The sequence below is a fragment of the Streptomyces xinghaiensis S187 genome, from assembly GCF_000220705.2.
Taxonomy (GTDB): Bacteria; Actinomycetota; Actinomycetes; order Streptomycetales; family Streptomycetaceae; genus Streptomyces; species Streptomyces xinghaiensis.
Genome location: NZ_CP023202.1, coordinates 3,336,007 through 3,359,698, shown reverse-complemented (window position 1 = coordinate 3,359,698; position 23,692 = coordinate 3,336,007). Strand labels below are relative to the sequence as shown.

At 71.3% G+C, this 23,692-nt stretch carries 19 protein-coding genes and 1 pseudogene; 10 read left to right on the top strand and 10 right to left on the bottom strand.

Annotation, left to right across the window (positions count from 1 at the left end):
• Positions 1–23 precede the first annotated feature (23 nt).
• Both SXIN_RS14345 and SXIN_RS14340 read left to right on the top strand, forming a co-directional pair.
• A complete protein-coding gene (locus SXIN_RS14345; RefSeq protein WP_019707524.1) occupies positions 24–749 on the top strand; it encodes a superoxide dismutase family protein in 726 nt (241 codons plus the stop codon).
• The gene (locus SXIN_RS14340; RefSeq protein ID WP_019707525.1) at positions 728–1,372 is read left to right on the top strand and encodes a copper resistance CopC family protein; all 645 of its coding nucleotides are present in this window, start codon (positions 728–730) and stop codon (positions 1,370–1,372) included. Before SXIN_RS14345 ends, SXIN_RS14340 begins: the two co-directional genes overlap by 22 nt.
• A gap of 171 nt (positions 1,373–1,543) precedes the next feature.
• Here the strand turns inward: SXIN_RS14340 and SXIN_RS14335 are convergent.
• A pseudogene (locus SXIN_RS14335) lies at positions 1,544–2,280 on the bottom strand (LysR substrate-binding domain-containing protein); the annotation flags it as partial.
• Between the two features lie 10 nt (positions 2,281–2,290).
• Here SXIN_RS14335 and SXIN_RS32745 point away from each other — a divergent pair.
• Positions 2,291–2,452 (top strand): hypothetical protein, encoded by a 162-nt coding sequence (locus SXIN_RS32745; RefSeq protein WP_019707526.1) that lies wholly within the window; start codon positions 2,291–2,293, stop codon positions 2,450–2,452.
• Positions 2,453–2,500: 48 nt separating this feature from the next.
• On the opposite strand, the gene SXIN_RS14330 is transcribed toward SXIN_RS32745, so the two are convergent.
• Both SXIN_RS14330 and SXIN_RS31525 read right to left on the bottom strand, forming a co-directional pair.
• Entirely contained in the window at positions 2,501–3,160 is a 660-nt protein-coding gene (locus tag SXIN_RS14330; protein ID WP_019707527.1) for a response regulator, read from the bottom strand.
• A gap of 52 nt (positions 3,161–3,212) precedes the next feature.
• Complete coding sequence (locus tag SXIN_RS31525; RefSeq protein WP_019707528.1) at positions 3,213–4,166, bottom strand: HAMP domain-containing sensor histidine kinase; 954 nt, start codon at positions 4,164–4,166, stop codon at positions 3,213–3,215.
• Positions 4,167–5,021: 855 nt separating this feature from the next.
• Between SXIN_RS31525 and SXIN_RS14320 the strand changes: the two genes are divergently transcribed.
• Together SXIN_RS14320 and SXIN_RS14315 are read left to right on the top strand one after the other, a co-directional pair.
• Positions 5,022–5,303, top strand: coding sequence for a DUF3040 domain-containing protein (locus tag SXIN_RS14320; protein WP_019707529.1), 282 nt, complete (start codon positions 5,022–5,024; stop codon positions 5,301–5,303).
• Positions 5,304–5,348: 45 nt separating this feature from the next.
• A complete protein-coding gene (locus SXIN_RS14315; RefSeq protein ID WP_019707530.1) occupies positions 5,349–6,878 on the top strand; it encodes a potassium/proton antiporter in 1,530 nt (509 codons plus the stop codon).
• Between the two features lie 3 nt (positions 6,879–6,881).
• On the opposite strand, the gene SXIN_RS14310 is transcribed toward SXIN_RS14315, so the two are convergent.
• Complete coding sequence (locus SXIN_RS14310; RefSeq protein ID WP_019707531.1) at positions 6,882–7,565, bottom strand: class I SAM-dependent methyltransferase; 684 nt, start codon at positions 7,563–7,565, stop codon at positions 6,882–6,884.
• Positions 7,566–7,631: 66 nt separating this feature from the next.
• Here SXIN_RS14310 and SXIN_RS14305 point away from each other — a divergent pair, with 66 nt between their 5' ends.
• Complete coding sequence (locus tag SXIN_RS14305; RefSeq protein ID WP_019707532.1) at positions 7,632–8,108, top strand: MarR family winged helix-turn-helix transcriptional regulator; 477 nt, start codon at positions 7,632–7,634, stop codon at positions 8,106–8,108.
• Between the two features lie 30 nt (positions 8,109–8,138).
• On the opposite strand, the gene SXIN_RS14300 is transcribed toward SXIN_RS14305, so the two are convergent.
• Both SXIN_RS14300 and SXIN_RS14295 read right to left on the bottom strand, forming a co-directional pair.
• Positions 8,139–8,564 (bottom strand): ankyrin repeat domain-containing protein, encoded by a 426-nt coding sequence (locus SXIN_RS14300; protein WP_019707533.1) that lies wholly within the window; start codon positions 8,562–8,564, stop codon positions 8,139–8,141.
• Between the two features lie 229 nt (positions 8,565–8,793).
• Positions 8,794–9,627, bottom strand: a complete 834-nt coding sequence (locus SXIN_RS14295) for a PIG-L family deacetylase (RefSeq protein WP_039820406.1) — start codon at positions 9,625–9,627, stop codon at positions 8,794–8,796.
• A 766-nt stretch (positions 9,628–10,393) separates the two neighbouring features.
• Between SXIN_RS14295 and SXIN_RS14290 the strand changes: the two genes are divergently transcribed.
• The 4 genes from SXIN_RS14290 to SXIN_RS14275 all read left to right on the top strand — a co-directional run bounded on the left by SXIN_RS14290 (position 10,394) and on the right by SXIN_RS14275 (position 14,892).
• The gene (locus tag SXIN_RS14290) at positions 10,394–11,596 is read left to right on the top strand and encodes an IS110 family RNA-guided transposase (RefSeq protein ID WP_019707043.1); all 1,203 of its coding nucleotides are present in this window, start codon (positions 10,394–10,396) and stop codon (positions 11,594–11,596) included.
• A gap of 406 nt (positions 11,597–12,002) precedes the next feature.
• A complete protein-coding gene (locus SXIN_RS14285; protein ID WP_157916289.1) occupies positions 12,003–12,821 on the top strand; it encodes a hypothetical protein in 819 nt (272 codons plus the stop codon).
• Positions 12,818–14,140, top strand: a complete 1,323-nt coding sequence (locus SXIN_RS14280; RefSeq protein WP_019707536.1) for a 7-cyano-7-deazaguanine synthase — start codon at positions 12,818–12,820, stop codon at positions 14,138–14,140. The genes SXIN_RS14285 and SXIN_RS14280 overlap by 4 nt, the downstream gene beginning before the upstream one ends.
• Before the next feature lie 149 nt (positions 14,141–14,289).
• Positions 14,290–14,892, top strand: coding sequence for a restriction endonuclease (locus tag SXIN_RS14275; RefSeq protein ID WP_019707537.1), 603 nt, complete (start codon positions 14,290–14,292; stop codon positions 14,890–14,892).
• A 118-nt stretch (positions 14,893–15,010) separates the two neighbouring features.
• On the opposite strand, the gene SXIN_RS14270 is transcribed toward SXIN_RS14275, so the two are convergent.
• From SXIN_RS14270 to SXIN_RS14255, 4 genes are all read right to left on the bottom strand, one after another.
• On the bottom strand, positions 15,011–16,186 hold the full coding sequence (locus tag SXIN_RS14270; protein WP_019707538.1) for a TIGR02679 family protein: 1,176 nt from the start codon (positions 16,184–16,186) through the stop codon (positions 15,011–15,013).
• Between the two features lie 92 nt (positions 16,187–16,278).
• Complete coding sequence (locus tag SXIN_RS14265; protein ID WP_019707539.1) at positions 16,279–20,517, bottom strand: TIGR02680 family protein; 4,239 nt, start codon at positions 20,515–20,517, stop codon at positions 16,279–16,281.
• Positions 20,514–21,842, bottom strand: coding sequence for a TIGR02678 family protein (locus SXIN_RS14260; RefSeq protein ID WP_019707540.1), 1,329 nt, complete (start codon positions 21,840–21,842; stop codon positions 20,514–20,516). Before SXIN_RS14260 ends, SXIN_RS14265 begins: the two co-directional genes overlap by 4 nt.
• The gene (locus SXIN_RS14255; RefSeq protein ID WP_019707541.1) at positions 21,839–23,479 is read right to left on the bottom strand and encodes a TIGR02677 family protein; all 1,641 of its coding nucleotides are present in this window, start codon (positions 23,477–23,479) and stop codon (positions 21,839–21,841) included. Before SXIN_RS14255 ends, SXIN_RS14260 begins: the two co-directional genes overlap by 4 nt.
• Positions 23,480–23,692 lie beyond the last annotated feature (213 nt).

Here is a 23,692-nt window from a genome sequence, read left to right as displayed (position 1 = left end):
GCATTCGATCGGGAGTACGACCCATGAACCACCACACCTCCGGCCGCCCAGTCCTGCGGGACGCCACCCCGGCGGCGCCTGCGCCGTTCCCCGGACGGGACGGAGGCGCCACGGGTGCACCGCGCCGCCCGCGTTTCCGTCTCGCCGCCGCCTGTGCCGCCGTCGCGGCGGCGGCCGCGCTGCTGTCCGGCTGCGGCGGCGACTCCTCCGGACACGCGTCCGCCCACACGGAGTCCCCCGGCTCCTCGTCCTCGTCGTCCAACAGCACCAAGGACAAGGCCGGCATGGACGGCATGGAGGGCATGGACGACAAGGCGATGGGGGACCCCTCGGCCACCCCCGCCGACAAGATCGCCGACGCCGAGATCACGCGCGGCGCCTTCCGGCTGCTCGACACCAGGCCGCCCGGCATGGACGACGTCAAGGGCACGGCCTGGCTGGCGCAGCACAAGGACGGCACCACGGTGACGGTGTCCCTCAGCGGCCTGAAGCCGGGCGCCGCCTACATGGCGCACCTGCACGCCCAGCAGTGCTCCGATGACAACGGAGGCGAGCACTTCCAGTTCAGGAAGGGCGGTGCGACGACACCGCCGAACGAGGTGCACCTGATGTTCGAGGCCGGCAAGTCGGGCAAGGCCACGACAACGGTCAACAACACCCGGAAGACCGGCGAGAACGCGGTCGCCCTCGTCGTCCACCCCCGTGAAGCGATGGACAACCGGATCGCATGCGCCGACTTCGAGTTCTGAGGGTCCTGGCCGCCCTGCCGGCCTGTCTGTTCGCGCTGCTGCTTCTCGGCGGCACACCGGCGGCGCACGCCCACAGCGCGCTGAAGGACGCGACACCGGCACCCGGCGCCACGGTCGGCTCCGGGACCGGCGTCGTCGCCCTGACTTTCGGCGCTCTGCGGCCCGGTGCGGCGGCAAAGGTCGCCCTGACCGGCCCCGACGGCACCCAAGTGCCCGTCGGGCGGCCGGTCGTGGCGGACGACTCCGTGGTCTGCGCCGCCGTCACGCCGCTGCGCGCGGGCGTCACCACCCTGACGTACACCGTCACCGCCGCGGACGGCGACGAGCAGACCAGCGCCTACCAGTTCGAGGTGTCCGACGGCACGGAACCCGCCGCGGAGCCGTCCGCCTGCCGGGGCCTGGATCTGGCGGCACCGGCCGCCCCGGAGGCACAACCGGAGCCGGAGGCACAACCGGCAACGGGATCGGCTGCGGGCGGGGACGACACGAATCCGGGGCTCAGGGGCACCACAGCACCGGTCGTCCTCGCCGGCGCCGCCGTCGTGGCTGCCGTGGCGGGTGCCCTCACCGTGCGCATGCTGCGCCGGAGGCGGCACACGGAACGGCGGGAGGACACCGTCTGACCCCGGGGCGTCCCCTCGCGTACCCGCATACCCGAGGTCCGGGCACGCTTGGGCGGACGCCGGTGTCCGGCTCCGCCATCGCCCCTTGGCGACGCGGGAGCTCCCGGCCCTGACCGGCCCTGGCCGTTTCTGACCGGCCGGGAGCTCCCGTTGCGCCGGCGCGGACCCCGGTCAGTCCGGCGCGTGGGCGTCGGGTGGGCCGGGCGGGCCGGGCGGGCCGGCCGCGGTGGCCGCGTTCCGGAGGGCGTCGAGGAGCGCGAGCAGGGCGGGCTGCTCCAGGGAGGTCTTCCGGGCCGCCGCCGAGATGACCCTGACCGGTTCGGGGTTGCGGACGCGCCGTACGACGACTCCGGGGTGCGGGGTGCGCAGCGCCAGTCCCGGCATCAGGCCGACGCCGAGACCCGCTGCCACGAAGCCCTGCGCGGTCGCGTAGTCCTCGCTCTGGATCACGACATCCGGGCTGAAACCCGCCGCCGCACAGGAGTCGAGCACCGGTTCGAGGCAGGGCCCGGCGGCTCGCTGCCGACCCACTGCTCCCCGGCCAGCTCGTGCAGGTTCAGCGCCTCCTGCTCGGCGAGCGGATGTCCGGCGGGCAGGACGGCGGCGTACGGGTCGTGAAGGAGGTGCACCATACGGACGCCGCCCTTGCCGTCGCCGTCGCCGGTCCGGTGGTCCCGGGGCCGGACGACCACGGCCAGGTCCGCCCGGCCCGCGGCCACTTCGTGGAACGGGTCCGCGGGATCGGTGAGTTCGAGGTCGATCCGGATACCGGGGTGCTCCTCGCGGAGCCCGGCCAGCGCGGGCGCCACCAGGGTGGAGCCCGCCGTGGCGAAGTGGCGCACCGACAGCCGGCCGGTGCGCCCGGCGCGCAGATCGGCCAGGGCCGTCTCGGCCCGGGCGACGCTGCCGGTGGTCTCCGTGCTGCTGGGCGCGCTCGTCCTGAACGAGGACATCGGCCCGCGGGTGGTCATCGGCATGGTGGTGGTCCTGGCCGGGGTGGGGATGACGCGGCGGCAGGGGGAGCGGCAGGACGAGCGCACGGCCCCGGCGGCGAACGCGCCCCTGGAGACAGCACGGTGACGTGACGGTTCCTCGCCGCACTCCGCACGTCGGGGTTCGATCAGGACGTCAGGGTTCGATCAGGCCGACGCGGATGGCATAGCGCGTGAGTTCCAGGCGGTCCTTCAGGCCCAGTTTCTGCAGCAGGTTGGCGCGGTGGCGTTCGACGGTCTTGACGCTGATGAACAGGATGCCGGCGATCTCCTGGGAGGTGTGGCCCTCGGCGACGAGCTTGAGGATCTCCTCCTCGCGGTCGGTGATGGCCTTGGCGGGCGGGGCCTTCCCGTCCCGGACACTGTCGAGGTAATTGCGGATGAGGGCGTTGACGGCGCCGGGGTAGAGGAAGGGCTCGCCGCGCATGGTGGCGCGGCAGGCCTCGACGAGGTCGCGGTCGGCCACGGACTTGAGGACGTAGCCGGAGGCGCCGGCCGCGAGAGCTTCGAAGAAGTACTGCTCGTTGTCGTACATGGTCAGGATGAGGATGCGCAGCCCCGGCTGAAGGCGGGACAGTTCGCGGGCCGCCTGCAGTCCCGTCAGGCGGGGCATGGCGATGTCGAGGATGGCCAGGTCCGGGTGGTGGGTGCGGGCGGCCTCGACGGCTTCGGCGCCGTCACCCGCCTCCGCCACCACGGTGAGGTCCGGCTCGCTGTCCAGGATGAGGCGGACTCCGCGGCGGACCAGCCGATGATCGTCGGCCAGCAGGATGCGGGTGGGCGGCGACTCGGGCATGGTCACTGACTCCGGTGGTGGGTGGGGACGGGGGCAGGGGGCGACGGGACGGTCAGGGGCGCGTGGGAACGGTCAGGCGTACTTCCGTGCCGCCGCCTTCCGTGCCGCCACCGCGAGCGGGGCCGAGGGCGAGATCGGCGCCGATGAGCAGGGCGCGTTCGCGCATGCCCTGGATCCCGGCTCCCTCGGGTGCGCCGCCGATGCCCCGGCCGTCGTCGCACACGCGCAGTTCGACGGCGTCCGGGGAGCGCTCCAGGGTGAGCGTGACGTGGGCGGCCCCGGCGTGGCGGACGGTGTTGGTCAGGCTTTCCTGCGCGACGCGGTAGAGGACGAGTTCGGCGTTCTCGCTCAGGGGCGGCAGGTCGGGGGCGACGCGGTGGCGTACGGAGAGGGAGGGGCCGCCGAACTCGCCCGCGAGGGACTTGAGGGCGCTCGTCAGACCGAGTTCCTCCAGGACGCCCGGGCGCAGGCGGCGGGCGATGCGCCGGATCTCGTCCAGGCCGGCGCGGGTGGTCTCCTGCACCTGGCGCAACTGCTCGCGTACGGGGTCGGACGCCTGGTCGGCGACGTGCTTGAGGTCGAGCAGGACGGCGGTGAGGGTCTGCCCGACCTCGTCGTGGAGTTCCTGGGCGATGCGGTGGCGTTCGGACTCCTGCGCGGTCAGGACGCGGGCGGTGCTGGTGGCGCGTTCGGCCTCCAGCCGGTCCAGCATGGTGTTGAACGTGGTGATCAGCTCGGCGACCTCGCCATGGCCGCCGACGGCCGGGCGGGCGCCGGGGCGCAGCAGGTCGGCGGTGGTCATGGCGCGGGCCAGGCGCTGGAGCGGGGCCAGGCCGATGCGCAGCAGGAGGGCGTTGGCGACCAGCATCGCCACCAGGCCCACGGTGAGGATCGCGGCCTCGGTGAACAGGACGGGGGTCGAGACGGTGACCGGGCCCAGCAGCAGCGCGGTGGCGATGACGAACACCACCGCGTTGAGCAGGAAGATCCTCCAGAACAAGGGCACCGCGTACCGCCTCCTCGACCTCGGCCTCTCCCTCACTATCGCCTCCCCGGCGGTGGATGGTGGAGCGACCGGCTGCCGAGAGCTGCCGTCGGCGCGCGGTGCTCGTTCGTCCCGTGCCCGCCTGTTGACGTGCCCGTTTGCTCCAGCGTGAGTGCTGAGCCGGGCGGGCGTCCATCGGGTCCGGCACCCATTCCCCGTCGCCGCCCGGACCGGATCTACAGGTCGGACCCGCCGGGATGTGGGTGTCGGACCCGATGGTGCCGACCGCGTGGGGTGGGTGAGGCTGGAGTCAATCGCACTCCGGCCCCGGACCGCCGTACTTCGTACGTCGTACGGCGCCGTGGCGCACGTCAGAGGCGACCGTTCGCCGCGTCGCCGGTCGGCCCCTGTCCCCTCACAGCGGCAGCCGTACACATGTGCTGACCCGTCGTTGCCGCCCCGGGCGGGGCAGGAGCGGTTCCTGCCCGTCCTGTGCCCGGCGGGTGGGAGCGGCCGCGGCCGTGGGAGCACGAGAGGAGCCCGGTATCGATGCATGCAGCGCTACTGCGCCCCGGACACAGCAGGGCGTTCTCCGGCCTGGTTCCGCTGGTGCGGCTTTCGCGTCGTACGGCAGCCGTGTGGGTGCGCTGCCTCGCGGGCACCGCCGCTTCCCGGACCGGGCTGGGGCGATGACGGCTTGCCGGGGGCGTCACGCCCCTCACCACCGGCACCGTCGGCGTGTCGGCTGCCGCGCGTGTGCTGCCGCGCCCCTTTGTTCCGGTGTGATCGAAACGTCCCGACCCCGTGAGGAGAGCAGATGGCCCGTCCTGCCGACCGTGATGCCTGCCCCCCGCCCCGAGCCGGGAGGAGGCCCGCATGCCTGGTTTCGATGACCAGCGGCTCAGCGAGATCGAGCAGCGCTTCCACCGCGAGGACCCGCGGTTCGCACACGCCCTCGGCGCCGGCCGCCCCTGCCGCCCGCGCGAATACCGGTACCCCTGGCCGTGGCTGCTTCTCGCCGCTGCCCTTGCCGTGCTGGGTGCGGGCATGGCCCTGGCCCACGGGCTCCTCATCGCCACCGGGCTCGTCCTCGCCGGTATGGCCGGGGAACTGCTCGATCCGGAGCGGGACGCACGCAGGCATCCGCCCCGGCCGTGAGCCCGCCGACGCCCGGGTGCCCGCCGACGGCGTGAGGACCGCGCGATGACCCTGGCCGAGCTGTACCTGACCCTGCTCATCGGCGGCACGGTGCTGCTGGCCAGCATCGCCGCCGCCCGCACGGCGCACCGTCTCGGCCTGCCCAGTCTGCTGCTGTTCCTCGCGGTCGGCGTCATCGCCGGCGAGGACGGGCTCGGGCTTCAGTTCGACGACGCACAGCTGGCCCAGGCGCTGGGCACCGCCGCCCTGGCCGTCATCCTCGTCGAGGGAGGCCTGACCACCCAGTGGGACGACGTCAAGCGCCTGCTGGCCCCCGCCGGCGTGCTCGCCACCGCGGGCGTGGGCATCTCCGTCGGGGTGACCGCCGCCGGCGCGCACTGGCTGCTGGGGCTCGACTGGCACCTGGCCCTGCTGCTCGGCGCGATCGTCTCCTCCACCGACGCGGCCGCCGTCTTCGCCGTCCTGCGGTCGCTGCCGCTGCCGAAGAAGGTGACCGGGCTGGTGGAGGCCGAGTCCGGTTTCAACGACGCCCCGACCATCATCCTGGTGCTGATCTTCTCCACGAGCACCACCGAGATGCCCGGCCTCCTCCCCATCGCGGGCGACCTGCTCTACCAGCTCGCGGTCGGCGGCACGCTCGGCGTGGTGACCGGCCGGCTGGGCGCCGCCGCGCTGCGGCACATCGCGCTGCCCGCCACGGGCCTCTACCCGCTGGCCACCGTCGCGTTCGGCATCATCGCCTTCGCCGCCGCCGGAGCGGTGAGCGCCAGCGGCATCATCGCCGCCTACCTGTCCGGGCTCGTCCTCGGCAACACCGATCTGCCCCACCGCGCGGCCACCCGGTCCTTCGCCGAGGGCACCGGCTGGCTGGCCCAGATCGGCCTGTTCGTCATGCTCGGCCTGCTCGTCGACCCCAGCGAGCTGGCCTCCGCGGTCCTTCCTGCGCTCGTCATCGGCTCGTTCCTGCTGCTGGTCGCCAGGCCCGTCTCCGTCCTGACCTGCCTGCTGCCCTTCCGCGTCTCCTGGCGCGAACAGGCGTTCATCTCCTGGGCCGGTCTGCGCGGCGCGGTGCCGATCGTGCTCGCCACCTTCCCCATCGTGGCGGGGGTCGCGGGCGCCCGCGACGTGCTCAACATCGTGTTCGTCCTCGTGGTGCTGTTCACCCTCATCCAGGGTCCGGCCCTGCCCGCCATCGCCCGCCGCCTGGGCCTGGCCCGCACCGGGGCGCTGCGGGAGATCGACGTCGAGACCGCCCCTCTCGACGTCCTGGACGCCGATCTGATGACCGTGACCATTCCGCCGGGATCCCGCCTGCACGGCGTCACGGTCTTCGAACTGCGGCTGCCGCCCCCGACGGCCGTCACCCTGATCGTCCGTAACGGCACGGCGCTGATGCCCGACCGCGACACCGTGCTGCAGGCCGGCGACGAACTCCTGCTCATCACCACCCCCAGGACCCGGGAAGCGGCGGAACGCCGGCTCCGCGCCATCGGGCGGCGCGGCAGACTCGCCCGCTGGTTCGGCGAACACGGCGCCCCCGAACCCGGGCCCGCCACGCCGGCAGGGACCGTATGACGCTCAGTGCGGTCCGGCCGGCGCCCCGGCGCGGGGGCGCTCGGCGGTTCCGAGGATGTGGGTGGCCGCGGGGGAGGGGAAGCGGGTCTCGGGGAAGGGGAACTTCTCCAGCGAGGTGACCGCGAACCCGGCGGCGACGACGGCCGCCCCGGTGTCGCGTCCGGTGTGGCAGCCGCCGGCCAGCAGGGGCCAGAGGGTGGCGTCCAGGGCCCGCTGGACACGGCGCATCCCGGGCGTATCGGCGCGTACGTGTTCGAAGAAGCGGAGTTGTCCGCCGGGCCGCAGGACGCGGTGGAGCTCGGCGAGGGCCGCGTGCGGGTCGGCAACCGAGCACAGGGTGAGGCAGGCGACGGCGGCGTCGAACGAACCGTCGGGGTAGGGCAGTTGCTCGGCGACGGCGCCGACGACGTCCACCGGGACCGGTGCCGTGCGGGCGCTCCGCCCGGCCAGGGACCGCAGGCGCGGCTCGGGTTCGACGGCCACCACCCGCCGCACCCCGGGCGGGTAGTGGGCGAAGTTCAGCCCGTTGCCCGCGCCGATCTCGACGACCTCGCCGGTGAGCCCGGACAGCAGGCGTCTGCGGTACTCCGTGATGCCGGCCCGGTCCAGGGCGGGCCCTGCGTACTTCGCGTAGACGCGGGCGAAGACCGGATGGCTTCTGGCCCGCGCGGCGGTCCGTGGGGTCATGGTGGGTCACCGTCCTGCTCGGCGGCACTGTCTCGGGGCTACGATGGAGCGTGGAGGTGCTACATAGTGAAGTCACTTCACGATAGGCCCGGGGAGTCCGCTTCCGCCAGCGCCTCGCTGAACCGGCTCTTCGAACTCGCCGAAGTGCTCGGCGCACTGATGGAGCGCGGCGTCGCCGAACGCGGACTGACCCGGGCCCGGGCCGGCCTGCTGTGGGCGCTCCTCCACCACGGACCGATGACGCAACGGGCCCTGGCCGCGCACCTGCGGGTCACCCCGCGCAACGTCACCGGCCTGCTGGACGCCCTCCAGACCGACGGCCTGGTCGCCCGCGAGCCCCACCCGGACGACCGCCGCGCCACCCTGGTCACCCTCACCGAACCGGGCCGCGCCCTGACCGCCGGCCTGCAAGCCGGCCGCGACGAACTGGCCGCACACCTCTTCGGCGACATACCGGCGGCACAACTGACGGCCATCCAGGACGGCTTGGAGACGGTCATCGCCCGCCTGCGCGCCACGGACGAGGCACGCCGCCGGGAGTGATGAGCGCACGCATACTGCCGTGCGTGCGCACTACGGAGACCGGGTTGCCCCCGCCGCGATGAGAAGACCGGCCGTCTCCGGGTGGGGGCCGGCGTCAGCCCATGCCAGCGGGGAAAGGCCGGTGCCGTGGTCCTCGCGCAGGTTCGGATCGGCGCCGTACGCCAACAGCTCCCGCACCGCCTCGGCGTGCCCCCAGCAGGCGGCCGCGCACAACGGCGTGCCCTCCGAGCCGGGTCCGCGGCTCTCGGTGTCGGGGGAGGCCCCGGCCGCCAGCAACAGTCGGACGATGTCCGCGGCGCCCTGCACGGATGCCGCGTAGAGCGGGGTGACGCCGTCGCCGTCCCTTCGCTCCGGATCGGCTCCGGCGCGCAGAACCGCCCTCACCTGGGCGGCATCACCCACGAGAATGGCTCCGAAGAGACGCCGGGAGAGCTTCTTCCGCTGCCGCTGGTTCATGAGGGCCGAGGTTAGCCGCGGGGCTCCGGGTCCGGGCACAAGCTTTTCCCGCTCGGTGACTGCCCCCGGCCCGGCCGCCACCGTCACGGCCGAAGTCTCATGCGGAGGCCCCGGCAGCCGGGGGAACGGCCGCTTCCTGCCCGGTGCCGCTGATGAGGCACCACGCATTGCCAGCCGACCTGGTCACAAAGGCACTGAGCTCGCCGGGGCTCCGCTCCGGATGAGTGGATCAGCGCAGTCCGGCGAAAAGATCGTTCTCGGGTACGGCCGCGCCGGTCGCGTCCTGGACCCGTACGAAGGTCTCCATGCCCATCAACTCGCCGAACCTCTCCTTGCCCATCCTGAGGAAGAAGATGTTCTCGCCCTGACTGGCGTGCGCGGCCAGCGCGTCGAACTTCTGGCTGCTGAACGCGGTGGTGTCCACCCACGTGGTGATCTCGTCGTCGGGGAGGCCGATTTCGGCCATCGCGGCGGCCTCGGCAGGATCCGGCTCCGGCATGTCCGGATGGAACTCCCGCATGATCTCGCCGAACCGCTGCATCCCCGAGCGGGGCATCGTGGTCCAGTACACCTTCGGTGTCAGCGCGGTCATCTCCAGCGCCGCCATCGTGATGCGGTTGGCCTGGATGTGGTCGGGGTGACCGTAGAAGCCGTTCTCGTCGTAGGTGACGACCACGTCAGGCCGGTAGTGCCGCATGAGTTCCGCGAGCCGGGCCGCGCCTTCCTCCACGGGGGTCTGCCAGAAGGATCCGGGGGCGTCGTTGCTCGGCCAGCCCGTCATCCCGGAGTCGGCATAGTCCAGCATCTCCAGATCGCTGACCTTCAGGACGTCACAGCTCGCCCTGAGTTCTTCACGGCGCATCAAGGCGACAGCCGCCGGATCGTGCCCGGGGTCGCCCGGCTTGACACCCCCCGGTCCGTCACCGCAACCGCCGTCGGTACACGTCACGAGAACCGTGCGGATGCCCTCCGCGGCGTACCGCGCGAGGACCCCTCCGGTTCCGGTGGCCTCGTCGTCGGGGTGGGCGTGCACCGCCATGAGCGTCAAGGGCCGGTCAGCCATCAAGCAGTCCTCCTGCGGAAATACTTCTTGGTCGAGTGCGCGGCGGGCGTACCGCGATCCCGGGGCCCGGATCCTGTCGGGGCGGATGACCTTGTGGTCTCCGAGCTCCTCGTCATGCAGCGCCGGTCCCTCGGTCGATGCAACAGCGCCGGCCGCACCCGCTGTTCCCGGCGCGGCTGTGCGTCTCAGCGCCAGGTCGGGTCCGGCAACCATCCGGCACCAGGCGTGAGATTCCGAAGCAAAACTTGAGACCCTACATGTTCATCTATCCACCAGTTCGCCACAGGCAGCAGGAAAGATCCCTAAACGACTGGTGAGCGGCTGCGCAGCGACAAACCTGCCGGACCCGGTTTACTGGGCCACCCCGCGTCACCTGGCCGGTGACGACGGTGGTTGCTGATCTGGCCTGCGTGGACGGTGCTTTCCCTGGTCAGGGCATTGGCCTGTCGTGGTCTCGGCTGGTCTCCAAGGGTCTCGGGGAGCGGCTTGGCTTCCAGATGGCTCCCCGTTATCTTCTTCGCGGTCCTGCAAGAGGGCTGCTGGCCTCCGGGCCCGGCATGACTGTTGCCCCCTGTCGTTGGGATGACCTGGGGGGTGGTGTCACCGGGCCCGAGGGGTGCCGTCGGAGACGCTGATCAGAGGCCCGACCACCGCCCGGCCGGGCGCAATGCCCGGCCACTCGCGGGCGGCAGGTCTGCATAACGTGGATGCGCGCGAACGGCCCCGCCACCGAGGCCGGCACGGCATCGACGCATGTGGGGGCACGGTGATCGACATCGACGAGACGGGCGTCTTCCTCGGCCTGGACGTCGGCAAGAGCAGCCATCACGGACACGGACTCACCCCGGCCGGGAAGAAGGTGTTCGACAAGCCGCTGCCCAACAGCGAACCGAAACTGCGGGCCGTCTTCGACAAGCTCCGTGACAAGTTCGGCCGGGTGCTGGTGATCGTGGACCAGCCCGCCTCCATCGGCGCCCTGCCGCTGACCGTCGCCCGCGACGCGGGCTGCCAGGTCGCCTATCTGCCCGGGCTGGCGATGCGCAGGATTGCCGACCTCTACCCGGGTGAAGCCAAGACCGACGCCCGCGACGCGGCCGTTATCGCGGACGCTGCACGCACCATGCCCCACACCCTGCGTTCCCTCGACCTCACGGACGAGATCACCGCCGAGCTGACCATGCTGGTCGGCTTCGACCAGGACCTGGCCGGCGAGGCCAACCGCACCTCCAACCGCATCCGCGGCCTGCTCACCCAGTTCCACCCCAGCCTCGAACGCGTCCTGGGACCCCGCCTGGACCATCCCGCCATCACCTGGCTACTGGAGCGCTACGGCTCCCCGGCCGCCCTGCGCAAGGCCGGCCGCCGCAAACTCGTCGAGGTCATACGGCCCAAGGCCCCGCGCATGGCCCAGCGACTCGTCAACGACATCTTCACCGCCCTCGACGAACAGACCGTCGTCGTCCCGGGAACCGGCACCCTGGACGTCATCGTGCCCTCGCTGGCCAAGTCGCTGGCCACCGTCCACGAACAACGCCGCGCACTGGAAACCCAGATCGAGACCCTGCTGGAGGCTCACCCTCTTTCCCAGGTCCTGACCTCGATGCCCGGCATCGGCGTCAGGACCGCCGCAGTCCTCCTGACCACCATCGGCGACGGCAGCTCCTTCCCCACCGCCGCCCACCTCGCCTCCTACGCCGGCCTCGCCCCCACCACCCGACAGTCCGGATCCTCCATCCACGGCGAACACGCCCCCAGAGGCGGAAACCGACAGCTCAAACGCGCGATGTTCCTCTCCGCGTTCGCCGCCCTCCACGACCCCGCCTCCCGCACCTACTACGACCGCTGCCGAGCCCGGGGCAAAACCCACACCCAAGCCCTCCTCCGCCTCGCCCGCCACCGCATCAGCGTCCTCTTCGCCATGCTCCGCGACGGCACCTTCTACGAACCCAGAACCCCACGACTCGCTTGACGAAAGACATAGAGGCACCCCCCCCGGGACCTCAGCCAGCGGCTACCCCTGAGTCCGCCCTTCCCGCTGTGCCCGCGGAACCCGACCGTGGCGAACAGCTCGACCTCGGCTGAGCCGCACGGACTGGCTTAGCGTTCCGCAATGTCGGCGTCGCTTGAGAACTTTTCAGCCGCCGCCGACACCGCAACAGGTGCGAACCACGTGACGCACGGCGCAAGGCCCATTCTTGCCAGCCTTTGGCCTGCCCTGCATCAGGGCCTGCGTTATGCCCGTGACTCAGCGTTACGTCTCGTCACGCTCTAGGGTTGCATGTGTCGCAGAGAGTGATACTCGTGGCCGGCTGGTCGACGGACGGTTCCGTGCTGCCCTGGCCGAGTCACACCCTACCTGGGGATAGTCCGGTCTGATGCCATGGATGAAGAGCGGGTTGGGGACCATCGTTGGGGGCGATGTGGGCACATCCACGCGATGGAAAGGGCCGAACGGCGAGCGGTGGAGCTCCGCTGGGAGGCGGCTGGCGCGCTGGCGAGAGGACTCGCGCAACGCGGATCAGCGGCTGGACGAGATCGCCGCGGACCATCTCCATGCCCTGCACGAGACGATCCGTGCCGATCGGTCGGCTTTCGGGTTGTACGACACGGCCTGTGCGGCCGGTGAACGGCTCGCCGCAGCTCTTGGCCCGCTGGCCGCGGAGGGCGCGGAGTCGGAGCAGGCGCTCGTCGCGCGTCTCGTCCCGGAGGTCGGGGGAGACGGGGGCACACTCGCCGACGCCGCGGTGCGCCGGGCGGTGGCCGGGGCGGTCCGTGAGGTCCGGAACAGGCACCCCGAACTGGACGAGGCCATGGGGGGAGGCGCCGCGCGTGGCGGCTTCGCCGGGGACATCCTCTGTGATCTCTACCAGGTGTTCTTCGCCGACATGGTGGGGGAGTTTCTCCGGTCCGTCGCCGCCGAGCACGTCCGGCTGGCCGTGCCCGCGCTCGTCGCGGCCGATCCGGAAGGCCGGATCGCCGACTGGGTCGCGGAGAAGGTGGTGGACCTGGTGCCGAACCCCTGCGAGGAGTCCGCCGAAGCCACGGATCTCGCACAGGCTGTGGGCACCGGCACCGCCGAGCACCCACCGCCGGCGCTGCCCGAGATCGCGCGGGCGCTGGTCCCGCGGGCGGTAGGCCGGGCACTCGGCCTGATCACCGAGGAGATCACCGGATCAGAAGGAGCCGCGGCATGACAGGGACCGGCCATGCCCTGTGGTGGAGCGGCCCCCGAGGGGACAGGCCTCGCGACACCCGGTGGACGGAGATCGGCGAGGAGTCCTTCCAGGAGAAGGAACGCCGTGTCACCGGCCGACACCACCTGCCCGGCCCGGTCCCCGATTGGGCCGAGGACCTGTTCCGCGTCGCCCGGGCCGCGTTCATCGCCGACAAGTACGTGCGCCGGACCGCCGTCCCGGACCGGTGGACCCGCCGCATCAGCCTGGCCGTGCCCGTCACGGAGCACGAAAGATGGCAGAGCGCAGCCGCCCGCAGACACCTCGCCGCACTGCTTCGGATCCTCACGGGAGACCTCTGGAACGTGGAATTCCGGCCCCTCACCGACAACTACGTCGAGGAGGTGATCGTCTCCCCCGAGGACCCGCGCGCCTCGGAGGTCGCGCTGTTCTCCGGTGGACTGGATTCCCTCAGCTGGGCCGCCACCCGTGCGCGTGCCGACGACCCCCGGCCGCTGCTGCTCGTGATGTTCCGGGAGATCGGACTGCTGCGTCTCCAGCAGAGGGTGTACAAGGCCGTAGAACACCTGGGCGGCCAACGACCCGTGACGCTGCTTCCGATGAGTCAGACCCCGGCGGGCGACGGTACCGGACAGCGGCTGGAAACCTCCTCCCGCACCCGGGGACTGCTGTACGCGGCGGGCGCGATCCGCGCCGCCACCGCGCACGGAGCGGACACCGTCCACATCCCCGAGAACGGCCAGCTCGCCCTCAACCCACCTTTGACACCCGCACGTTCGGCGGCCTGCTCCACCCGTTCCGTGCACCCGTGGACACTGGGTCGTCTGAATGCTCTGGTGGCAGCTGTGAGCGGGACTGGCAGCGTGTTACGGGTGGTCAATCCCTGGGCGCGACTGACGAAGGGCGAGGTGTGCGAAGCCGGACGTGAGGCGGGCCTCACCCCGTCCGACCTGGAATCCACCCTGAGCTGCAGCAGGCCACCCGCCCGCCGCAGCGGCGGCCCTCGCATCGCCAACTGCGGTGTCTGCTTCCCGTGCCTTGTACGCCGCTCCGGACTGCTTCACGCGAACGGCACCGACGGCACCCGGTACGAGGCACTGCCATGGTCGAAGGGCGTGCCCTTCGACCGGTGCACGGACTGGCGCGCACTGCAGCGCTGGCTGCTCGGCCGGTACACCCTTACGGACCTTCTCACCGACACCCCGCTGCCACCGGAGGCGGACCCGGCGGAGGCGCTCGATGTGATCAACCGCGGGCGGCGGGAACTGGCCCGGCTGCTCCGCATCACGGAGGCGGCCGCAACCGCTGCTGCGGCGTAGGCGATGCAGACGAAACCACCCGGACTTGGGGGAGAGCTTTGATGGTGGCTGGACGGGGGCGCGGACGGGGCGCAGCTGCTCGCAGGCGGCGGGCCGCGCGGCTGAAGAAGGCGGCTGCCGCAGGCGGCCTGGCACTGATCCCGCTCGTGATGTTCTGGTCTGACGTGTGGCCGTACCTCGTGGGAGCCCTCATCCTCGGCGGCATCGGAGCCGTGGGCTGGTGGCTGTGGCGCACGGACCGGCTGGCGCGCGGCCGGGACAGCCTCTGGCGACAGGAAGAAGCGGTGAAGGCCGGGCACAGGACACTCGCCGAGGTGGACGCTATGACCGGCACCGAGTTCGAGGAACTGGTCGCAAGCCTCTGCCGGCGGGACGGCTGCACCGACGTCCGGCGCGTGGGCGGCGCCAACGACAACGGCGCCGATGTCGTCGGTCGTCTCCCCGACGGCCGGAGCATGGTGATCCAGTGCAAGCGCTACGCACCCACCAGCACGATCGCGAGCCGCGAACTGCGCGATCTGCTGGGCGCGAAGGTGCACTTCGGGGCCGACCTGGCCGTGTTCGTCACGACCACGCGGTTCAGCCGCCCCTCCGAGAACTTCGCGCTGCAACACGGAATCCTCGCCGTGCACCGCGACCACCTCGGCCTGTGGAACAACGGCGCCCCCCTGCTGTCCCTGACCGAGGTCAACGGCCGGGGGCAGGGCGACTCCCGTCACCGAGCACGGTGGAAACAGGCGTACGGCAAGTGATCAGCCCGGCCCGGACCGACGACGGCCACGGCACCCCCGGCGCTCCTGGTACACAAGAGGGCTCGGAGACATTCCAGGGACCCGGCCCGTTGAGCATCTGCCGTGTCCCAAGGCGTTCCTACGCCCGACCCGACAGGTCGTCCACCAGAAGGTCGAGGGTGACCTCCTCGTGGAGCGCGACACCGAGGGCGGTCATGGCAGGAGCGAGCCCTGCGTCCCAGTCCGCTGTGATGGGTCGGCCGTCGAGCTGCAATTGAGGGATACCCGCGGCCTGGCTGTGAGCGGCCAGGTGCTCGTAGTCCTCGGCTGTCATACGCCATGGCTGGGCTCCGTAACGGCGGATGATCCGGTTCGCCAGAGCGATGCCCGGCCAGTCGAAGTCGCCGTGGTAGGCGAAGTGACAGCCGGTCGTGGTGAGGGCGTCGAGGAGGGTGAGAACCACTGTGGCGGCGCTACCGGAGGTACACACCAAGGGCCGTACGCAGGCCGCGTCCGCCACAGCTTCCACCACGCGCGGATTCTCACAGATGTGGATCACTGTTCCGGCAGGTAGTCGCAGGTGAAGGTCGTGCAGGTCACGCGGCGTGAGGTGGGCTTCGGCGTGATGGTCGGCCCGCTGTCTCAGGGCCTGCTCCCGCCAGCCTCCTCCGACGGGCCGCAGCCCGTAGGTCAGCACTGTGCTGGAGACCTCGTCCGGTGTAACAAACACCAGCCGCCACAGCGCACGCCGGCCGGCCGCGTCGCCGGGGAACTCGGTGCTGTGGGCGAGGGCGATGCCGCGTTGGACGAGGCGTGCGAGCCAGGTACCGTCGTCCAGGCCGTGTGCGGACCCGGTCGCCATGGCGGCCAGTTCTCCCCGGCCTCGGGTGCCACCCCGCTCCGGACCGAGCAGTACGGTGAGGACCTGGACAGCCTGCTGAAGTGTTCGTACCGCCGCTTCAGGAGTCACTCCTCTCGGGACGCCGGTACGGCGGAGCAGGTCGTACCACTGGCCGGCCCACTCCTGACCGGCGAGCGGAGAGGTGTCCAGCGCCGAGGCGAGCGACGACCAGATGTGTTCACGCCGTGCCGCGATGCCCGCGCGGACGGCACGGCGGTCGGTGAGCGGCCGGCCGAGTTCCTCCAGGACATCTCTGAGCCCTAGCCCGGCCGCCGAGGCGCGCAGGCGGGTGTCGAGTGCGTCGAGGTGCACGGTGACCGTGGCACCTGTGAAGGGCTTGCCCAGCAGAAGGGACAAGTCGTTGCGTTCCTCGGCGCTCACCGAGGTCAGCCGCAGGGACCCGGTGGCCTGCACGCCGTTTCTCTCAAGGCGCTTGCGTACCGCTTCCCAAAGCCGGGTGAGTCCGGGACCGGCCAGCCACGCCCGTGTCGCAGCGGGCAGCTTGCTCATACGGACACCAGACGCCGGTGCCGACCGTTCCAGGTGTAGTGCAGGGTGGCCACCCCGCGCACATGGGGGTCACGGAGGCATTCGTAGATGTGCAGGGACGGCACCTCCCGCCAGTTGCCCATGAGTCGTTCGCTGGTGAGGACGAAGTCGAGATCGAGGTCCACGAGGATTCGCCCCAGCCGCCCGTGGGTGGGTTCATCTACCTTGGCGAAGGCGTCGTCGAGCAGGATCAGCCGCGGCGCGTGTGGAGCCGACTCGGCGAGGCTGGTGAAGTGGGCGGCGGCCGCGGCGAAGAGCACGAGGTAGGAGAGCACCCGCTGCTCCCCCTGGCTGAGCCCGGTGCGGCCGGTCAATCTCCGCCGCCGTCCCGGAGCGGCGTCCTCGACCACGAAGGTGTGGAAGCGGAACCAGTCACGGTAGTCCAGTGCGGTCCGCAGATGGGCGGCATAACCGGCTGAGGGATCGGCCCGGCGGGCATCCTCGATCCGGCGTTGCAACACCTCGCGGAGCTGCTCGGTCTGCTCACGCGTGCGCAGGCTTGACGGGCTGCGCAGCAGCTCCACGGCCGCCCTCACGTCTGCGTCCACATCCTCGTCCAGCTTCCACAGCAGCTCCACGCCGAGACCGTGGGAGGTGCGTACGGTCCGTAGGATGTCGTTGAGAGCCGCGACCAGGTTCGCCGCGGTGATGACCTGGCCTGAGAGATGGTCGCCGAGCTCGCCGGTCAGGAATCGCTGGAAGACCTCACGTTCGCGTTCGGTGAGCCGTCCCCGGGCTTCTGCGGCTTGGCCGGCTATCCGCTCGCCCACGGCCGCGACGTCGTGGGAACCGTGGTCGTCGATCAGGCGGCACACCTTGATCCCGTCGCGTTCCTCCAGTTGCGCGTCGTAGCCGCCGGCCAGTTGGTCGCGCAGTTCGGTGTGCCGGTTGAGCAGGGTGCTGTCCGACACTTCGCCTTTCGGGCGGCCGAGGGCCTGTAGTACCGCGTCGGCCAGTGCCCGTAGCGCTCGCAGACGGCTGCGGATGTCCGAGTCGGGATTGTCCGCCACGTCCTCGGGCAGTGAGGGCCGGTCCAGCCCGGCGCCGCGCACCACCTCCGGCCGGCCCAGTGCGCCGCGAAGGGCGCCGCCGGTTGCGATGACCGCTGTCTCCTGGGCGGCCAGGTCTTCGCGCAGGCGCTTCTCCTCCTCTTCCGCGCGCACACGCCGGTCGTGCAGGTCGTTCCGCGTGCGTTGTGCCGCCGGGACGGCCTGGGCGGCGTGCGCGATGCGCTGTCTGGCTTCTTGCTCGCGGGTGAGGATCTCCTCTTCGGTCGCCCTGACCGCCTCCTCGCGGGTGCGCAGATCCTGTTGCGCGGTACGCAGCCCGGTGAGACGGAGCCGGTAATTCTCCTCCGCGGCCAGACGGTCTGTTCGGGCGCGTTCGTACCGTTCGGCATCGGTGTGATGGGCGCCGAGCCGGTCGCCCGTGCCGCTGACCGCCCTGCGAAGACGTCCGATGCCGGTGAGCAGGGCAGCCAGCGCGGTGCGTACGGGCTCCAGCTGGACGGGGTCACTGGGCAGGTCATGGGCGGTGGCGGTGGCGTCCGCCTCGGCGCGTGCGGCTACGGCGAGAGCGCGGGCATCCTCGGCCGACCGAGCCGCGCGGGTCGCCTTGGCGGTCAGGTCACGCAGTCTCCTCTCGTCCAACTCAACCCTGCTCCAGGCGTTGGCGAGACCTCGTGCCCGGGGGAAGTCCTGCTCCGCGAGCCTGAGAGCACGGCGCCGGGCATCGGCCTCGGCGAGTTCGTGACGGGCGTCGGCCAGCCGGTGTTCCGTCTGTGCGAGCCGCTCCTCCAGCTCGGCGAGGATGCGCCGCCGGGTCTCGGCGCGGACGGCGGCTCCCACGTACTCGGCGTCACTCTTGTGGTGCCGACCGCTGAGGATGCCGAGACGCCAGGTTCCGTCGTAGTACACCGCATCATGAGCGGACTTGTCCTCGGCCGGTGCGAGTGCGATGGCGGCCAGCAGGTGTTCCACTTGCTCGGACGTGACACCGCACCCCGGTTGGGGCGCCGGACGCAGGGCCGAGGCGAGATTCGGTCGGTCCGGCAGCCCGGAACTGGGACGCAGCAAAGTGTCACGGGTGCCGGGATCGACAAGGGCGCCGTCCGCGCCGACCCACGCGTCCAGGATCCCGCTGGCCTCCAGCGCCGCTTCCAGACCGGCCCGATGCGCAGGGCTCAGATCATCCGTGAAGTCCACCAGCCGGTAGAAAGGCGCTCCGGTGCCTGGTGTCCTTTCGGCGAAGCGGTGGTAGGGGACCGGCGGCTCGGGATCGGTACGTCGCTCCCAGTCACGCTTCTGACTCGCCAGGCCGTCGAGTTCCTCGTCGAGCCGGCCGACGGTGAGTGCGAGGGCGTCGCGGCGCCCGGTGAGTTCCTCGCCGTACGGCTCCAGTGCGGCATGGGCGGCCTGCCACGCCTGGCTGTCGATGTCGGACGGGAGCGTGCGGTCCGTGAACGGGGCGTCATCGGAGCTCTCGCAGGCAACCATGGTGTGGACGGCGTCCACCGGCGGACAGCCGGACCCGACAGCGGTCCGCGTGCGTGCTGCCCACTCGGCAACCCGGCGGACATAGGCACCGCTCTCCTCGGCGACCTTCTCGCGGCCGGCGTCGAGACGGTCGGCGGCCTCTTCCGCCTCGCCCTCCAGTCGCTCCCGCTCGGTGTCGGCCTGCACCGCCCGGTCTCGGACCTTCCCGGCCTGTGCGGTGAGGCGCGTCACTTCGTGGACCATTCGGGTCCGGTTTTTCATGACCGCCTCGGCGCCCTCCATCTGTCCCTGCCAGGATCGCAGCCCGTTCTGCACCGCTGCTGTGTCCACGCGGACGACCGACCGGTGCCGCACGAGGTGCGTCTTCCCGTCCGGAGCGGTCAGCTCTGTCTCCACGGCCCGGGAACGGACCGTGCGGGACAGGTCCGCTGCCGCACCGAGATGGCCGGTGGGAAGCCCGGCCTTCTCCGCCTGCGTCAGCAGTTCCCGGTGTTCGGTGCCCAGTTCGGCGAGCCGGCTGCCGAGGTGTTCGACACCGTCGGCCAGCCGCTCGGCCGCGCCCTCCTCTGCGCCGTGGGCGTTGTTGAGGGTGGCGAAGGCGGCTACGGCGGCGGTGTGCAGCGCCTCGACCGTGCTGCGGCGTTCCGACAGTTCGTGCAAGCTGCGGTAGGCGTGGCTGGCGTGGAGGGCGGAGAGGTCGGTCCGGGCGGCTTCTTCCTCTTCGCGCAGGGTTCCCAGTCGGGCTTCCGACTCCTCCTCCTGCCTCCTCAGGTCGCTGGTCCGCTGTGCGGCGTCTCCGGCCGCCCGGCGTCGCTGCGCGAGGACCTCCAGCTCCCGGCTCACTGCCTGCGCGGAGGTGCGCAGGACTCCGGACAAGTAGCCGCGGTAACTGGTGAGGAAGGTGCGCAGCGCCGTGTCAGTGCGCTCCAGGCGGCCGAGTTCGTCGCGTACGGCGTCAAGGTCGTGGAGGTTGCGCGCGACCTTCTCGACGACTTCCTCGTCGAGTCCCGGCAGGGTTTCGCTCAGCAGAGAGGCCAGCCCTCCATGCTCGATGCGGTCCCCGACCGTGGGCCGCCGCAGCCGGTGGAGGAGCTGGGTGAGGCTGCGGTAGCGCGTCGCGTCGGTGATGCCGAACAGTTCCCGGGCCACCCGCGAGCGGTGGAGAACCGCGCGGTCGGTGACGTTGTCGGAGCCGACGAGCTCTTTGAGCCGGTCGACCGGCAACGGCTTTCCGCCTTCGACCAGGTGCAGGTTCTCACCGACGCGCAGCGGAGTGACGAAGAACGTCGGCAGCGCCCTCTGTGTCGACTTCGAGGCTCGGACGGCGGCGCCGAGCGTGAGGTGGCGGTGATCGCCGCTGTCGGTCGTGCCCCCGAACTCCACCCACAGGTAGCCGAGACGGTTGGTCTGCTCGAACCCGTCCAGCATCAGCCAGGCGAGAGTGGTCCTGCCAGTGCCCGTCGCGTCCAGCGCTCGTGAGTCGCCGTCCAGAAGATACGGGAGCAGCATTTCCAGGGCTTTGGACTTGCCCGCGCCGTTCTTGCCGCGCAGCAGCAGCCGTCCGTCGCCAAAGACGAACTCCTGTTCGTCGTACTGCCAGACGTTCTGGATGCCCGCGCGGTGCAGCCGGAAGCGGCTGCCAGCGGTCGTCGTGGGGCCGGAACGCGGCAGCGGGACGAGACCACGCGCATTGGTGGTCACAGCGGCAACTCCTCCTGGACGTCGACGGCGCCCTTTCGAGCGGCGGTGGCCGGGCGCACGATCACGTGGGTGGCGTAGCGCGCCGCCGCGGCCAGCAGCACCCAGCCGTCACCGCCGGGTCGTGCCTCACGGACATCGGTCACGGTGCGCCCTTCAGGCGCCTCTTCGGCGTACCCCTCCGGCAGGCCCTCCCCCTCAGCACGCAGCCGGGCGGCGCGGGCCATCAGCCGCATGCGGGCCAGCAGGTCCAGCACGGCCTCCCGCAGGGCGGGGATGTCGTCCAGGTAGCCGCGCTGCCAGTTGCTGCGCTGTCCGTACTCGGTGACCAGTTCGGCCAGCAGCTCGTCCACAAGGCCGTCCGGGATAGCGACGCCTATGACGAGCGTTCCTCCGGTCGCCGGGTGTCCGGGCTCTTGCGGGCGAAGCCGCTCCACGAGCCGTTCCGTCAGCAGCAGCGCGGCCTGCGCCACCGTCCCGGTGCCCGGGAGACGCAGATCCGTCAGCTCATCCTCGGGGTCCACCAGTGCCACCCCCTCGGCGCGGATTTCCATCTCCAGGCCCAGAAGTTCGGAGAACGCCTGCGCTTCCCGGCGCTGCCGGGTGCGCAACCAGTCGCGTTCGGCGTCGGTCAGCTCGTCGAGGTAGACGACGGGTGTTTCGACGAGCGTCCGGCGCACGTAGGTGCGAGGCCCGCTGAACCCCGGGTCCGCCGCCCGCCGGACGAGGTCGGCGCCGTCACGGGCCTGGGCGAGCGGGCCGGCGACGACGACGCGGGCCAGCTCGCGGTCCACTGTGATCAGGGCCTCTCCGCCCGCATCCTGCGCGAGCGCGGCCACATGGCCCTCGGTCTCGATGAGGACGCCCCACTCGACCAACAGGCGCAGAGCCGCTACCAAGGTCCGTTTCCCGGCCGCCCTGCCCGTCTCCTCCAACTCGATCTCCGCGTCGGCGGCGGCGGCCCTGATGTCGGCCACCAGCTGTGACAGCAGCAGTTGTTCGGGGGCGGTCACCAGCACGGACAGGGCCAACGCGAGGCATGCGTACGTGTGAGGGCTGAACGGGGTGCCGGTGGAGCGCTCCAACCGGTGACCTGAGCCTGCCCCCAGCCCTGCCTTGAACAGCCGGGCATAGGAACTGTCGACCAGCAGGCGGTAGCCGAGCACCTGCTGGAACCGCTTGCCCAGCCAGTCGGCGTGCCTGCGGATCAGCGGGAAGAGGTCGGAGTGCGGGCCGTCCGAGGTGACCAGCGGATGGGCGAGCAGCAGCCGTGCGGCGCTGCGGCGCTCGGCGACCAGGGCGACGTCGTGTGTCGAGGGGAGGGTCATGACACGCTCACCTCCCCATCGCCGTCGGTCGCGTTGGAGGAGATACGGCCGATGTCCAGTTCCAGGTCGTCCAGCAGCAGGTCGCCGTCGGCCGAGTGCAGGACGCATCGCGCGCCCGCCGTGCGTCGCACGGTGAGCCGGATCCCCAGCTCGGCGTCCTCGCTGTGCGCTTGGTCAAGGTCGAATTCCGTCGTGCCCTCCCCGGCCACACTGGCGTGACGCCCGAGCTGCGCATTTCCGAGTGCGGTGGCCAGCAGCTCCAGGAGCAGACCGAGCGCTGCAGAGGTGAGGCGCATCTCGGCGAACCGCCCCGAGGCGCTGCGCAGTTCATCCGCCGCCGCTGCCCTGGCCGCTGCCCGCTCACGGGCGGCCTCACGCAGCCGCTGCTTCTGCGCGGAGTGGTCCTCCACCGTGGACGCCCGGCCTCGCTGGGCGCGGCTGCCCCTTTCCCTCAGGGCCACCGGCACCTTGACCACCGGGCCGGTCCACCAGCTCGTGTATGCGGGCACCACCTCGTCGGTGGCCGGGGGGATGCCCAGATGGCGGGCGCCGTACAGCCCGAAGGCGGCGACGGCGATGTCGTGCGCGTCCTGCGGCGCCGCTTCGTCGAACCACCGGGCCAGCCGCAGTAGATCCCTACGCCGGGACATCTCCCCGGTGGCCGACCGCAACATCCGCTTGGCGTTGGCGAGCAGCGACTGCAACGCACGGAGGGTGGCGTCCCGTAGTTGATCGACCTGGCTGCCCTGCCCGTCGGTGTCGCTGAACCAGCCGCGCAGGCCCTCCCAGTCCGTGAGTTCGCGCCCACGGCTGCGCTGGACCCGCGTCTCCAGTCGGCCGTCGCCCTGCGGTGACAGCCCTGTGAGGCCCTGTGCGTGGGCGTCAAGCCGGGTGAGCAGACCGGGGATGTGCGGCCACAGCGTGTCCAGGACCGCCGATATTCGTGGTGATCGGAACGCCACTTCCTCTGTGATCGCCTCGACGTAGTCGAGGAGCAGCTCCTTGAAGCCCTGGTACTCGGCGCTGTCCAGGTCGTAGCGGGCGAGAACCTGGCCGAGGTAGGCGTAGAAGTCCCGGATGGAGTCAGCGAACTCGGTGAACTGCACGAAAAGCGTGCTGACCCGTTCCAACCCGTCCTGCGGTTCGATGCCGCCAGGCGCGGTCACAAGCTCGGCCAGCTCCTTGAGTCCCCGCTCGACCAGGGCGAGCAGTTCGTTGCTCACTTCGCGAGCCGCATCGGCCTCGGCCAGGACTCCGTCGGCGTCCCGCTGTATGCGCTCGCCAAGCTTCGACAGTTGGTAGCGAGCGCGGGACCGCTGGTATTCGGTGATGCTGGTCGCCTTGACGGTGTGGCTGCTGCGCAGCAGGTTGCCCCACCGCACCAGTTGCTCCAACCGGACGGTGAGGGTGTCGGCGTCGAGCCCGGCGACAGGGCCTCCGGCCTGGCGCAGTTTCGTCAGGACATCCGGTACGGCGAGGTCCGCCAGAAGGGTTCCGCAGAAGGCCCGCATGATCGCGAGGTGCTCCAGCCGCTCGGGCGCGCTGAGGTACGTGTACCCGTCCAGCCGCCGGCGTGCTTCGCTGTGGGCGTCCTGCGCTGCGCCGTCTTGCCCGGCGCCGGGTGCGGGTGCCTCCATGCCCGCGAGGTTACGCGGCGCATCCGGTCGCCGCCGGTGTGCGGCCGAAAATGCCACGGACGCACGCCAGGCAACGGCTCGGTCTCCACTGGCCGACCGGGTTCGGACGCTTGCGTGGCGACAGGTCATGGCCCGGCACTTTGCGCTGAACCACTCTGAGTTCGTCATAGGCCCGCGGTTGTGTCTGTGCCCCGAGTTTCCTGGCCGGCCCGG

What these genes read in the sequence shown, in the direction of transcription:
- SXIN_RS14345 (WP_019707524.1), top strand. Translation starts at nt 24, where the DNA reads ATGAACCACCACACCTCCGGCCGCCCAGTCCTGCGGGACGCCACCCCG.
- SXIN_RS14300 (WP_019707533.1), bottom strand. Translation starts at nt 8,564, where the DNA reads ATGAACCAGCGGCAGCGGAAGAAGCTCTCCCGGCGTCTCTTCGGAGCC.
- SXIN_RS14295 (WP_039820406.1), bottom strand. Translation starts at nt 9,627, where the DNA reads ATGGCTGACCGGCCCTTGACGCTCATGGCGGTGCACGCCCACCCCGAC.
- SXIN_RS14320 (WP_019707529.1), top strand. Translation starts at nt 5,022, where the DNA reads ATGCCTGGTTTCGATGACCAGCGGCTCAGCGAGATCGAGCAGCGCTTC.
- SXIN_RS14310 (WP_019707531.1), bottom strand. Translation starts at nt 7,565, where the DNA reads ATGACCCCACGGACCGCCGCGCGGGCCAGAAGCCATCCGGTCTTCGCC.
- SXIN_RS14285 (WP_157916289.1), top strand. Translation starts at nt 12,003, where the DNA reads ATGCCATGGATGAAGAGCGGGTTGGGGACCATCGTTGGGGGCGATGTG.
- SXIN_RS14330 (WP_019707527.1), bottom strand. Translation starts at nt 3,160, where the DNA reads ATGCCCGAGTCGCCGCCCACCCGCATCCTGCTGGCCGACGATCATCGG.
- SXIN_RS14340 (WP_019707525.1), top strand. Translation starts at nt 728, where the DNA reads ATGCGCCGACTTCGAGTTCTGAGGGTCCTGGCCGCCCTGCCGGCCTGT.
- SXIN_RS14280 (WP_019707536.1), top strand. Translation starts at nt 12,818, where the DNA reads ATGACAGGGACCGGCCATGCCCTGTGGTGGAGCGGCCCCCGAGGGGAC.
- SXIN_RS14260 (WP_019707540.1), bottom strand. Translation starts at nt 21,842, where the DNA reads ATGACCCTCCCCTCGACACACGACGTCGCCCTGGTCGCCGAGCGCCGC.
- SXIN_RS14315 (WP_019707530.1), top strand. Translation starts at nt 5,349, where the DNA reads ATGACCCTGGCCGAGCTGTACCTGACCCTGCTCATCGGCGGCACGGTG.
- SXIN_RS14255 (WP_019707541.1), bottom strand. Translation starts at nt 23,479, where the DNA reads ATGGAGGCACCCGCACCCGGCGCCGGGCAAGACGGCGCAGCGCAGGAC.
- SXIN_RS14275 (WP_019707537.1), top strand. Translation starts at nt 14,290, where the DNA reads ATGTTCTGGTCTGACGTGTGGCCGTACCTCGTGGGAGCCCTCATCCTC.